Below are 13,064 nucleotides of genomic sequence, written 5' to 3'. Positions count from 1 at the left end.
CGGCGGGTGCGGCGGGGACGGTGGTATGTGGCGGTGACCGGACGGTGGCGAGGCGGGGAGTGCGGTCCGGCCGCGGCGGTCAGCTGTCCGCGGCGAAGGACTCCTCGCGGGCCCGGCAGTACTCCGCCCGCGCCGATTCGGGACGTTCGGGATCCTCGGCGACCTGGAGCCACGGCTGCTGCGTGAAGTACGGGCCCAGCGCGGCGAAGACGCGTGCCGCGTCGGCTGCCCGCTTTCCCGCCCACAGAGCGTGCGCCAGATGATTGAGGTCCAGTACGGACTGGCTGGTGGGGTCCGTGTGGTCGAACCAGCCCTGCAGGGCGGTGCGGGCGTCGAGGGCGACGGGATCGTGCGCCCACTGCTGCCGCAGCAGCGGATCGTCCTTGCCTTCGGCGATCTGGCGCCGGTACTGCTCGACGTAGGCGTAGAGCGGGAGCGCCAGCAGCGCCGAGCCGGCCGGCGCCCAGGAGGACACCCAGCGGACGAAGTCGACCGCGGACGCGTGTGTGGAGAAGCTGCCCCCGGAGCGCGCGTGCAGGAAGTGCAGCATGCGGTGGTGCGCCTCGCGGTTGTATCTGTCGCGTTCGTAGACGCGGTAGAGCAGTCCCCACGGGCCGGGCGGGAGCATCGGCTCCGCGGCGCGCTCGCGGTGCTCGCCCCGCTCCTGGCGCTCGTCGAGACGGGCCAGGGCGAGCAGGCACACCCACGGCACCGGGTCGGCGGGCAGCAACTCGGCCGCGGCGTGGCACTCCAGACGTGCGGCCTTCTCCAACTCACCGGCGCTGTAGTGGTGTTCACGACGGGCGCGGACGGCGCGCTCCACCGCGACCCGTGCCGACATCATCCGCGCGTCGGCGTTGCGCGGGTCCTCCTGCAGCCAGGCCTCCACCACCTGGGACCCGGCCGCCACGACGCCCAGCACCTGCGAACGGGCCGTGCGCAGCCCCCATGAAGTGCCCGTACGGTCCAGAAGCGTGCGCATGGCCATCCAGCGGCCGGCACGCAACTCCTCCAGGGCGCCGCGCAGTTCGTTGTCGAATCCGGCCGGGCTGTAGACGGGGCGTATCCCCCGGCCCGCTCCCCCGGTCGTCCGCCGCATCAGTTCTGCTCCGTGGCCACCCGGCGCGACGGCGAACGGCGCGTCGGGCTGTTCGGGGGCAGCGGCGGGTGGTGCGGCATCACGGAAGTTCCTCAACGGCAGGGGCGGGGACCGCGTCGCGCCGACGACCGCGCAGGGCGGGCGAGCAGCGAAGCGTGACCGCGTGTCCCGGATTCATCACCGAACCTAACTCCTCGGAGGTCACAAGCCAGCAGTGGGAAATGTGACGGTCCTGCGCCGAAAGTCCGCGAAGGGGTTGTGAATCGGCACCCTTGCCGCTTCTGCGTCCTTCTTCCAGGCTCATCTTCTCCGCCCCACCGCGGACAAGAAGGTGCCGTCATGGCGTCGCGCGCGTGGGGGACCGCGCTGACGCGCCAGGTCACGATGTAAGGAGAGAGCTTGGAGGCAGCGGGGACGCGCGTCAAGACCCGTCAGCGGTGTGCGACTTGCGCGCTCACCGCGCGCAGCGCACGGAACCCTTTCTGCAGTTGCGGCGTCGGTGTTCACTGAGTCCAGTGTTCGTCGCTGCGCTCGCCGAGGTGTCGCGTGCACCGCCGACGTGGCGGTGATACGTATCGCCCGGTCCGGTCCGTACCGCCCTGTTTTGTCCATCCGCGATCCAGGAGGCTCGTCCATGGCGCACGAGGACCCCATCTTCCGCACCACCGGCGGCACGGCACCGGGACGGCGTGCGCTGCTGCGCGGCTCACTGGTCGCGTCCGCCGCCTTCTCCCTGCCCGCGCTGTCGGGTGCCGCCCCGTCGCAGGCGCTCGGCGGACGTCCACGGGCGAAGTGGGGTGTCCAGACCGGTGATGTGACGACGTCCTCGGCTCTGGTGTGGGTACGGTCCGACCGGCGGGCCCGGATGGTCGTCGAGACGTCGGCGACGGAGTCCTTCCGCAACGCGCGCCGGTGGGAGGGCCCCGTCGTGGGCCCCGGCACGGACTTCACCGGCGTCACGCCGCTGCGCGGGCTCCCGGCAGGGGAACAGGTCTTCTACCGCGTCACTCTCGCGGATCCCGACGATCCGCGGCGTACGGGCGAACCGGCGCGCGGCACCTTCCGCACCGCGCCGGGCAGACGGCGGCAGGGCGTGCGTTTCCTCTGGTCGGGGGACCTGGCGGGGCAGGGCTGGGGAATCAACCCCGACCGCGGTGGCTACGCGATCTTCGAAGAGATGCGGCGTCTGGAACCGGACTTCTTCCTCAACAGCGGCGACACCATCTACGCCGACGGGCCCATCGAGGAGAAGGTCGCGCTGCCGGACGGCGGAGTGTGGCGCAACGTCACCACCGAGGAGAAGTCGAAGGTCGCCGAGACCCTCGGGGAGTTCCGCGGCAACTTCCGCTACAACCGGCTGGATGAGAACCTGCGCCGGTTCCAGGCCCAGGTGCCCTCCGTCGTCCAGTGGGACGACCACGAGGTGCTCAACAACTGGTATCCGGGCGAGATCCTCGACGACGACCGCTACAAGGTGAAGGACGTCGACACCCTCGCCGCCCGCTCGCTGCGCGCTTTCGCCGAATACCACCCGCTCACGACGCTCCCGGCGAAGGACGAGGACGGGCGCGTGCACCGAGTCGTCCACCACGGCCCGATGCTGGACGTCTTCGTCCTCGACATGCGGACGTACCGGAACGCCAACTCCCCCGGCAGGCAGGAGCAGGACCCCACGGGAATCCTCGGCGAGGCGCAGCTGAAGTGGCTGAAGAAGGCACTGTCGCGCTCGCGGGCCGTCTGGAAGGTGATCGCCTCCGACATGCCGATCGGCCTCGTCGTGCCCGACGGGAAGACCGACTTCGAAGGCATCGCCCAGAGCGACCCCGGTGCGCCGCTGGGCCGGGAGCTCCAACTCGCCGAACTGCTGCGGCACATCAAGCGTGAACGCATCACCGGGACGGTGTGGTTCACCACGGACGTCCACTACACCTCGGCGCAGCACTACGACCCCTCGCGGGCGGCCTTCAAGGACTTCGAGCCGTTCTGGGAGTTCGTCTCGGGGCCGCTCAACGCGGGAGGATTCCCCGCCCTGAAACTCGACGGCACCTTCGGACCGTCGCAGGCCTTCGTCAAGGCGCCGGAGAAGGCCAACACGCCGCCGTCCGAAGGCGGCCAGTACTTCGGGCAGGTCGACATCGACGGCGGCAGCGGCGAGTTGACGGTGCGGCTGCGGGAGCAGGGAGGCGAGACGCTCTTCACCAAGGTGCTGCAGCCCGGCCGGGTCGGCCAGTGAGCCGCGGGAGGGCCGGAAGGGTGACGCCGTGAGCGGCACCCGCGAGCTCCCGCACGGTGAGCCCTTCAACTATCCGGGCGCAGGCGCCACCGCGGGGCGCCCCGGGAGCTGGCCGGCGGGATTCCGCACGCTGCATGTGAGCACTCAAGTCGGTTCCGGCGAGGCCGACTTCGCACTCGCGGCGGACGCGGTGATGACGTGGCACCTGCACCGGACCGCGGGTGTGCGCTTCGTCACCGGCGCGCGCCGGGCGGCACCGGGGGTGGAGGTCGTCGTCGGCCTGGGCGTGGGCGGACTGCGGGTCCACGCGCCGTGCCGCGTGGTGTGGACCGCGGACCGGGACGGCCGCACCGGATGGGGGTACGGGACGCTGCCCGGTCACCCGGTGCGGGGCGAAGAGGCGTTCGTGGTCGTACAGGACGAGGACGGCACGGTCCGGCTGGAGGTCCTGGCCTTCAGCCGGCCGGCGGCCTGGTTCACGATGGCGGCGGGCCCGCTGCTGCCGGTGTTCCAGCGGTGGTACGCCCGCAGATGCGGGCGGGTCCTGCGGCGGCTCGTACGCGCGGGACGGGGCGCGGAATAGGACTCGGGACGGGGCGCGGAAACGGTCACGGGACCGGGCTCCGGCCGGGGCGAAAACGGCCATCGAGACGGCCGGGAAGAAAGCGGCACCGAGGGGACAGAACATCCTTAACCCATCGGTCACAAGGCGTTCTTGATCGGGCAACGCCAGTGCGTGAGGGTGATCGCATGACTGACTTGTCACAGAACGAGCATCCGACTCCACAGGGCCTCCGCAACCTCCTCACAGGCGGCATCGGCAACTGGCGGTCGCTGCTCCGCAGGCACCGCCCGCAGTCACCGCCGCGCAGCGCCGAGGACTGCGCGACCGGAGTGAAGTCCCGGGCGACGGCGGCGGCTTCGCTGTGGCGGGTACGCACCACTGTGCCGGACGAGCCGGGGACGCTCGCGCGGCTGTGCGCGGCGTTCGCGCGGGAGCGTGTGGACATCGTCTCGCTGCAGACCTCTCCCCTGGGCCTCCGGCCCGGGGAGACCGCGTCCCTCGGCCTCAGGCCCGGGGACGACCCAGGCCCCGGGTATCGCCATGAGCCCGGTGCCGGGCCCGTCGACCGCACGGGGTCCGGGCACGAAGGCGCCCGTGAGCAGGCCATGGACGAGTTCGTGCTGCGCGCACCCGCCCGGCTGGAGGCCGGCGAGCTCGCAGGGATCGTGAACGGCGCGGGCGGCAGCGGCACATGGGTCGAGCGGGCCGATGCCCACGACCTCGTCGACACCCCTACCCGGGTACTTCGCCTCGCCGCGCGCACCGCCGTCGACACCGCCGAACTGCCGCTCGCGCTGCGGCAGTTGCTCGGACGGTGCACGGTGCGGTCCGTTCCGCCCGTCTCCCCGGTCTCCGGTGCGCCGTCACCGCTGGAGGTCCCGCCGGAGGGTACGTGCGAGGGGACCGTGCTGCGACTGCCCGACCCCGCCGGTGGCGTCCTCGTCGTCGAGCGCCCCCAACTGCCCTTCACTCCTGCCGAATTCGCACGGGCTGCCGCTCTCGTGGAGCTGGACCGCGTGCTGGGTGCCGGTGTGCGTGTGCCCGGTTCTCCGGACGCCCTGACACTGCCGGACGGCTGGCCGGTCACCGTGCGGCGCGCCGACACCGGCGATCTGGAGGCCGCCCTGGAGATGCACGAGCGGTGCTCGAAGACGACGCTGACGCAGCGTTACCACGGGCCCGTCGGCGAGGCCGACCGCTACCTGCGGCACCTGCTCTCACCGCGGTTCGGCCGGACCCTGGCCGCCCGTACGGCGTCGGGGAAGCTCGTCGCGCTTGGACATCTGCTGTGGGACGGCGACGAGAGCGAGGTCGCCCTCCTGGTCGAGGACGACTGGCAGCGCAGGGGAATCGGGAGCGAACTGCTGCACCGTCTGGCCCGGCTGGCGCGCGAGGCGGGTTCGTCGGACGTCTACGCCGTCACGCAGGCGTCCAACACGGCCATGGTCTCGGCGATGCGGAAGCTCGGAATGCCCCTCGACCACCAGGTCGAGGACAGCACACTCGTCATCACCGCCCGGCTGAGCGGCACAGACACGTCCGCGGGCGCGGTCCGCGCACCGGCCACGGCGTCGTCCGTGCCCCAAGGCCGCGGCTGAGGCGGCTCGCCGGACGGGCACACCCGGGCGGGCACACAGGCGGAGCCCGCCCGGGTGCGCGGCGGCCCCGGCGACCAGTGACGTCCCGGCCGGCGCCCGGCACAGCGGATGCTGATGACGCCGGGGGCCTGCGCATACCAGGATGGGAGCATGTCCGATCCCATGAACTCCACCCCCCTGCCGCGACAGGTCGCCGACGCATACGTGGACGCCCTCGTCGAACTCGACCCGATCACCGGTACGTACCTCGGCGTACCGGAGAGCCACGGCCGCTTGCCCGATTTCTCCCCCGCAGGCCAGGAAGCCCTCGCTGAGCTGAGCCGCACGACGCTCCGCCGGCTCGCCGAGGCGGAGGAACAGCCCGGAGCCGGCAGCGACGCGGAACGCCGCTGCGCACGGCTGCTGCGCGAGCGGCTGACGGCCGAACTCGCCGTGCACGACGCCCAGGAGGGGCTGCGCGCCGTCAGCAACCTCCACTCCCCCGTCCATGCGGTACGGGGGATCTTCACCGTCATGCCGTCCGAGACCCTGGAGGACTGGACGGCCGTCGCGCAGCGTCTGCGTGCCGTCCCCGACGCCCTCGACGGCTACCGGGAGTCTCTTGAAGCAGGCCTCGCCAAGGGCCTGCACGCAGGGCCGCGCCAGGTCTCCACCGTCATCGGACAGCTGGAGGAGTGGGTCGGCGACGGTGAAGACGGTGACGGCAAGGGATGGTTCGCCGCCTTCGCGGCGGAGGGCCCCGACGCGCTGACCGAGGTCCTCGCTTCCGCCGCGGCCGACGCGACGGGCGCGGTCCGGGAGCTGCGTGACTGGCTGCGCGAGGTGTACGAGCCGGGTGTCGCGGGATCGCCGGAGACGGTCGGACGTGAGCGGTACGCCACGTGGGCCCGCTACTGGAACGGCGCCGACCTCGACCTGGACGAGGCGTACGCGTACGGCTGGTCCGAATTCCACCGTCTGCTGGGTGAGATGCGCACCGAGGCGGAGAAGGTTCTGCCGGGTGCGTCCACGCCGTGGGAGGCGCTGCGCCACCTCGACACGGAGGGCGAGGCAGTCGAAGGCGTCGACGAGGTGCGTGAGTGGCTCCAGGGCCTCATGGACGAAGCCATCGAGAAGCTGGACGGCACGCACTTCGAACTGGCCGAGCGGGTCAGGCGCGTGGAGTCCCGCATCGCGCCTCCGGGCGGCGCGGCCGCCCCGTACTACACACAGCCGTCGCTGGACTTCTCACGCCCCGGCCGCACATGGCTGCCCACCATGGGAGAGACCCGCTTCCCCGTCTACGACCTGGTCTCCACCTGGTACCACGAGGGCGTGCCCGGCCACCATCTGCAGCTGGCGCAGTGGACGCACGTCGCGAACGAGCTGTCCCGGTACCAGACGACGGTCGGCATCGTCAGCGCCAACGCCGAGGGCTGGGCCCTGTATGCGGAGCGGCTCATGGACGAGCTGGGCTTCCTCGTCAACGCCGAGCAGCGGCTGGGCTATCTGGACGCGCAGATGATGCGGGCGACGCGCGTCATCGTCGACATCGGCATGCACCTTTCGCTGCGCATCCCGGACGACTCGCCGTTCCGTCCCGGCGAGCAGTGGACTCCTGAACTGGCGCAGGAGTTCTTCGGGATGCACAGCGGCCGGCCGGCGGACTTCGTGGAGAGTGAGCTGGTGCGCTATCTGGGGATGCCGGGACAGGCGATCGGCTACAAGCTGGGTGAGCGTGCGTGGCTGACGGGGCGTGAGGCGGCGCGCAAGGCGCACGGTGACGAATTCGACCCGAAGAAGTGGCACATGGCGGCCCTGTCCCAGGGGTCGTTGGGGCTGGACGACCTGGTCTCGGAGCTGTCGGCGCTCTGAGGTCCGGCTCGCCCCCGCGCGAGACGCCGCGCGGTGCGTGACCGGCCGTCGGGTCCATCACGCACCGCGCGGCGTTTCCACGCTCGGTCCGCTCGGAGGGTCAGCGCCACTGAAGGGGCAGTGGCGGAGTCCCCTGAGCGATTTGGCGACAAGTCGCCCCGTCGACTGGTCGGTTCATTGACCGGCTGTCCCCTGTCTCCCGGCACGCCACGGCCCGCACGGTCAACGGGCGAAGCCGTTCTCGGAGTTGATGACCTCGCCGGTGATCCATGCCGCCTCGTCCGTGGTGAGCCAGGAGACGAGGCGCGCGGGATCGTCGGGCGTGGCCCAGCGGCCGCCCGGGAAGAGCGCGGCGACGGCGGCGTGATCAGCGCCCTTGCGGTAACCGGTGTCGACGGGGCCCGGGTTGACCGCATTGACGGTGATGCGGGGTGCCAGCGCCGTGGCGAGCGTACGTACGGAGGAGGCCAGGGCGCCCTTCGCGAGGCTGTAGCAGATCTCCTCCGGCATGCCCCCTCGTACGTCCTGGCCCGAGGTCATCACCACGACGTGGCCCGCGGGGGCCTCCTCGGGGCGCGGGAGGCGTGCGAACGCCTGGATCAGAAGGATCACCGAGCGGGTGTTCACGGCCCAGTGGGCGTCGAGCATCCCGGCGTCGACGGATTCGAGTGGGCCGTCGCTGCCGCTGAGGGCGTGGTTGGCCACGAGGATGTCGAGCCCGTTTCCGCCGAGCGCCTCCGCCGCCTCGTCGATGAGGCGGGACGGTGCACCGGGCGCGGTCAGGTCGCCGGGGCCGTGCGCGACGGTCGCACCGGGTACGGCGCACTCGCGCAGGGCGTCGGCCAGCGCACCGGGGCCCTCCGGGTCGCTGCCCCATGGCTGGGTGGAGTCGTGCGGGAGGTGATGGTGCATGTAGACGCTCGCGCCATAGGCGGCCAGGCGGCGTGCGACGGCGTGGCCGATGCCGGCACGGCGGCTGGCTCCGGTGACGAGGGCGGTGCGGCCGGCCAGCGGCAGCGGGTCGCGGCGGGGTGCTGAATGTGCAGGCATGGCGGACAGCCTGATACGCGACGGCGGGCGGCGTCACTTGGATTTCACGGCGCCGGTGCGGCGGCGGGCGGCGCCGGCCTGGTCAGGAGTCGGCGGGTGACGACCGGTGGTGCAGCGCGGACCCCTGCCGGGACTTAGTGACCTCGAGCTGCACGGGGATGCGCTGCCGCAGGTCGGCGACGTGGCTGACGATGCCGACGCACCGGTCGCGCTCCCGCAGCGAGTCCAGGACGTCGAGGATCTCGTCGAGTGTCTGCTCGTCGAGGCTGCCGAACCCCTCGTCGATGAAGAGTGTCTCCAGCCGAGTGCCGCCCGCCTCGTCGGTCACGACGTCGGCGAGGCCAAGGGCCAGGGCCAGGGAAGCGGAGAACGTCTCGCCGCCGGAGAGCGTCGCCGTGTCGCGCTCGGCCCCCGTCCAGGCGTCGATGACGTGCAGGCCCAGCCCTGAGCGTGCCCGTCCGCCGGAGAGGGCGTCGGAGTGGACGAGGGTGTAGCGGCCGGCGGACATCCGGGCGAGGCGCTCGCTCGCGGCGGCGGCGACCTGCTCCAGACGTGCGGCCAGCACATAGGACTCCAGCCGCATCCGGCGTTCGTTCTCCGCCGACGTGCCGGCCGCGAGCCCCGCGAGGCGCGCGACCCGTTCGTGGGCCTCCCGCAACGGCGCGAGTTCGCGTGCGCCGGCGACTGCCTTCCGGCTGAGGGCGTCGAGCTCGGAGCAGCGTGTACGGGAGGCGTCCTCGGCGGCCGAGGCTGCGCGCAGCCGGCGGGTGGCCTCGTCCGTGGCCCGCTGTGCGGCGTCGGCGTCGGCGGGCGGCAGCGCGGCCGCGGCGATGAGCGCCGGGTCCCTGAGCTCGGTGCCGACGGTCGCCTCGGTGGCCCGCCACTCCTCCAACCGCGTTTCCAGTACGCGCTGTTCCCCGTCGTCGAGGACGGCCGCGGCCGCATCCGCCGGGCTCCCGAAACCGGCACGGGCAGCCGCGGCGGCGAGTTGGGCGGCGGCCTCCTCGACCCGCCGGCCGGTCTCCTGTGCCCTGCGGGCCGCCTCCGCCGCCTCGGTGAGCATGGCGGTGCGGCGCCGCAGGGTGGCGGCCCGTTCGGTGACGCTCGGCGCGTCGCCCCGTGCCTGCTCCAACTCGGCCGTCAGCGTGCCCAGTTCACGCTGGAGCGCCTCACGGTGGGACGTACGGGCCGCTGAGCGGCGCTCGGCGGACCGCGTCTGGGCGAGGCGCTCGGAGTGCTCCCGCTCGGCACGGGCAAGGACCTCGCGCGCGGCGTGCGCGTCGGCCGCCTCCCCGTGTGCGAGCTGGTGCTCCCTGTCCAACTCGGCCACCGCGGCGGCCAGTTCGCCGGTCTCTTCCCCCTGTGACTCAGCACGCGCCGCGGCCAGCGCCTCCCGTACGCGGTGCGAGGCGGTGTCCGCCTCCTCGCGCGCCGCCTCGGCACTGCGGTACGCGGCCAGCGCGCCGTCCTCGGCGGCCTGGTCGACGGCTCCGGCCACGGCACGCGCGGGCTCGGGGTGCTCGGTGGCCCCGCAGACGGTGCAGGGCTCGCCCTCCCGCAGTTCCGCGGCGAGTTCGGCGGCGATCTCCCGCAGCCGCCGGTCCTTGAGCCGCAGCCACTCCTCGTGGGCGGCGGCTGCTCCTTCGCGTGCTTTCAGCAGCCGCCGGTCTGCGTCCTCGGCATGCTGCGTGAGCTCGTCACGCCGCCGGGCCGCGGCGAGGCGCAGCTTCGCGGGCTCCAGCCGCCCGGCGAGCTGTTCGGCCCGGGTGGCGGCCTCCTGCGCCGCGTCGACGCGCCGCTGGTGTGCCTCGCGCGCGCTCTCCCAGCCGGAGAGCCACTCCGAGGCCTCGCGCAGGGCCTCCTCGTCCGTACGCGATTCGCGCTCCAGCGTGGCGAGTTCGGCCTCGACCTCGCAGCGGCGCTGCTCGGAGCGCCGGGCGGCCTCCAGCGAGCCGAGCTCCTGCCGGTACTCCCCCGCCAGGCGTGTCAGTTCGTCCGCGGGTGCGTCGGTCAGCTCCGGGGGCAACTGCCGGCTGTGGTGCGTCTGCTCGGCCTGCGCCTCGTCGTGGGCGGAGGATGCCGAGGTGTGCAGGGCTGCGGCGGGGGCGACTCCGGCTGCGGCGCGGGCCCGTTCGAGACTTTGCCGGGTCTCTTCACGCTCGGCCGCGCGGGCCTCCAGATCGCGGGCGCACTGCTCGGCGTCGGCGTACTGCCTCTGCCGCCGGGCGAGTTCACGGGTCTCGGCCAGCTGTGACATGGCCTCGGCGTGGACGGCCTCGGCCGTGGCCGAGGCGATGGCGACGACGTCGAGGCGCTCGCGCGCGCTCGTACGGGCGAGAGCGGCCCATTCGAGTACGGCGGCGGTCAGCCCCGGGTCCCCCGGCGCCAGGCCGTCGCCGCTCGCGACCTCCCGTGATGGGCGCTGCCGCTGCTTGCTCTTGCCGCCCCGCTGGCCGGGCAGGCCGGACGTGCCCGACGCGCCGTCCGCCTCCTGCTCGCCGGCCGGCCCAAAGCCCTGGCCCTGCGGCAGTCCGTCCAGGCCCCCGACGCCGCCGAGAGCCTGCCGCATGCGGTGGAGCAGGCCCAGCAGGGCCTCGTCTCCGGAACGCACCTCCTCCTGCGCACCGCGGCGCATGCGCGCAAGCTGTTCCTCCGCGGCGGCGAACCGGCCCGTGTCGAAGAGCCGGCCGAGGAGCTTGGCGCGGTCCTCCGCGCCGGCTCGCAGGAACCGCGCGAAGTCGCCCTGCGGAAGGAGCACGACCTGGCAGAACTGATCGCGGCTCATCCCGGTCAGCTGCGCGACCTCTTCACCGATCTCCTGGTGGGACCGGCTCAGGCCGCGCCACTGTGCCTTCCCCGCGTCGTACTCACGCAGCCAGGACTGAGCGCGCTCGCGGGTGCTGCCGGTGCCGCGCCGTTTGGGGCGGGTCTGCTCGGGACGGCGCGTGATCTGCAGACGGCGCCCGGCCACGGTGAGGTCGAGCACCACCTCGGTCAGTGTGCCCGGTGCGGCGTGGTCGCTGCGGAGGGTGCCGCCCGGCTGCTGGCGCACGCCGGGAACCGTGCCGTAGAGGGCGAAGCACACGGCGTCGAGCACGGAGGTCTTGCCGGCGCCCGTCGGGCCGTGGAGCAGGAACAGACCGGCGGCGGACAGCTCGTCGAAGTCGACCTGCTGGGTGTCCGCGAAGGGCCCGAAGGCGGTGACCGTCAGCGTGTGCAGCCTCATCCGCGGGCCTCCGCGCGCTCCGGCGTATCGCCGGGCGCGTCCTCGGCGCGTGCGGCCTCGAGGGCCTCGCCGAGCATCCGGCGCTCGCGGGGGTCGGCGGCCCTGCCCGTACGGACGTGTCCGACGAAGTCCTCGGCGATCTCCTGGTCGCTGCGGCCCTTCAGCCGGCGTGCGTAGGAGACGTCCGTGCCGGTCGCCGCCGCGGGATCGGGATCGAAGACGAGGCTGACGGTGTGCGGGAACCGCTCCGACAGCCGGGCCATGGGCCCGTGCGGCCGTGCCGCGTCGGTGAGGGTGGCCTCCACCCACGCCTCTTCGTGCGGGGTGTGGGCCGGATCGTGGAGCAGGTCCTCCAGGCTGCCGCGCAGCCTGGCCAGGGGCCGCGGTACGGGGCAGTCGATGCGACGCGCCTCGACGCCCCCCGCCGCGTCGAGGTCGACGAGCCACATCGACTTGCGGTGTGCGGCCTCGGAGAAGGAGTAGGCGAGTGGCGAACCGGAGTAGCGCACGCGCTCGCTGATGGTCTGACAGCCGTGCAGGTGGCCAAGTGCCGCGTAGTGGACGCCGTCGAAGACTGAGGCGGGCACGGAGGACACCCCGCCGACGGTGATGTCCCGTTCGCTGTCGGAGGATTCGCCGCCATGGACGAAGGCGTGGGCGAGCACGACGGAGCGGGTGGTGGGCGCCCGGGACGCGAGATCGGCGCGCACCCGGTCCATCGCGGCGCGCAGCACGGCGGTGTGGCCGCTGCCTTCGGCGCCCAGTGCGGCGGAGGCGAGGGCCGGTTCCAGGTAGGGCAGCCCGTAGCAGGCGACGTCTCCGTGTACGTCGGAGAGCAGCACCGGGGTGCCGCAGTCTTCCGGATCCGTACGCAGGTGCACGCCGGCGTGGCGCATCAGGCCGGAGCCGACTCCCAGTCGCCGGGCCGAGTCGTGGTTGCCGGAGATCATGACGGTGGGCACGCCGAGCTGCGCGAGCCCGTGCAGCGCCTCGTCGAAGAGCGAAACCGCCGCCAGCGGCGGCACCGCCCTGTCGTAGACGTCGCCCGCGACGAGGACGGCGTCGACCCGCTCCTCCTCGACGGTGGCGAGCAGATGGCCGAGGAACTCCCGCTGCGCGTCGAGCATGCTGACGCGGTGAAAGCCCCGCCCCAGATGCCAGTCCGATGTGTGCAGCAATCTCACAGCACTGCTCCCGCCCGCACGCGCGCGCTCCTCCGTCGTCAGGTCGCCTGAACACCGACTGGTCTACCAGTCGGCACTGACAACGCGGCAATCGGCACGTCCGGCGGTGACCGCGCCCGCGGGCCGTCCGAGCCGAGACCAACAGGCCTGCGGCACCGCTGACCTGACACGGCATCGGCGGAATGATGGGGAACGGTCTCGGCTGTACGACCCAGCCCATGCCCGCATGCGAGGGCCGTCCCGGGAGTCCGAGCC

At 72.9% G+C, this 13,064-nt stretch carries 8 protein-coding genes; 4 read left to right on the top strand and 4 right to left on the bottom strand.

Going from position 1 to position 13,064, the window contains the following annotated elements:
• Positions 1 to 79 precede the first annotated feature (79 nt).
• Complete coding sequence (locus ACSMXX_RS30460) at positions 80 to 1,099, bottom strand: hypothetical protein (RefSeq protein WP_473181868.1); 1,020 nt, start codon at positions 1,097 to 1,099, stop codon at positions 80 to 82.
• 634 nt (positions 1,100 to 1,733) lie between these two features.
• Between ACSMXX_RS30460 and ACSMXX_RS30455 the strand changes: the two genes are divergently transcribed.
• The 4 genes from ACSMXX_RS30455 (at position 1,734) to ACSMXX_RS30440 (ending at position 7,349) form a co-directional block, all read left to right on the top strand.
• The gene (locus tag ACSMXX_RS30455; protein WP_473181867.1) at positions 1,734 to 3,332 is read left to right on the top strand and encodes an alkaline phosphatase D family protein; all 1,599 of its coding nucleotides are present in this window, start codon (positions 1,734 to 1,736) and stop codon (positions 3,330 to 3,332) included.
• A gap of 28 nt (positions 3,333 to 3,360) precedes the next feature.
• Positions 3,361 to 3,915 carry a DUF1990 family protein gene (locus ACSMXX_RS30450; RefSeq protein WP_473181866.1) on the top strand — a complete coding sequence of 185 codons (555 nt, stop codon included), beginning with the start codon at positions 3,361 to 3,363 and terminating at the stop codon, positions 3,913 to 3,915.
• Between the two features lie 167 nt (positions 3,916 to 4,082).
• On the top strand, positions 4,083 to 5,495 hold the full coding sequence (locus tag ACSMXX_RS30445) for a GNAT family N-acetyltransferase (protein ID WP_473181865.1): 1,413 nt from the start codon (positions 4,083 to 4,085) through the stop codon (positions 5,493 to 5,495).
• Positions 5,496 to 5,645: 150 nt separating this feature from the next.
• Entirely contained in the window at positions 5,646 to 7,349 is a 1,704-nt protein-coding gene (locus tag ACSMXX_RS30440) for a DUF885 domain-containing protein (protein WP_473181864.1), read from the top strand.
• A gap of 222 nt (positions 7,350 to 7,571) precedes the next feature.
• Here the strand turns inward: ACSMXX_RS30440 and ACSMXX_RS30435 are convergent, their stop codons facing one another.
• The 3 genes from ACSMXX_RS30435 to ACSMXX_RS30425 form a co-directional block, all read right to left on the bottom strand.
• Positions 7,572 to 8,399: an SDR family oxidoreductase gene (locus ACSMXX_RS30435; RefSeq protein ID WP_473181863.1), complete on the bottom strand. Its 828-nt coding sequence runs from the start codon at positions 8,397 to 8,399 to the stop codon at positions 7,572 to 7,574.
• 82 nt (positions 8,400 to 8,481) lie between these two features.
• The gene (locus ACSMXX_RS30430; RefSeq protein WP_473181862.1) at positions 8,482 to 11,625 is read right to left on the bottom strand and encodes an AAA family ATPase; all 3,144 of its coding nucleotides are present in this window, start codon (positions 11,623 to 11,625) and stop codon (positions 8,482 to 8,484) included.
• Positions 11,622 to 12,809 (bottom strand): exonuclease SbcCD subunit D, encoded by a 1,188-nt coding sequence (locus ACSMXX_RS30425; protein WP_473181861.1) that lies wholly within the window; start codon positions 12,807 to 12,809, stop codon positions 11,622 to 11,624. The genes ACSMXX_RS30430 and ACSMXX_RS30425 overlap by 4 nt, the downstream gene beginning before the upstream one ends.
• Positions 12,810 to 13,064 lie beyond the last annotated feature (255 nt).

It is taken from the genome of Streptomyces sp. DSM 116795, from assembly GCF_055792905.1.
This window is presented reverse-complemented; position numbering and strand designations above follow the sequence as displayed.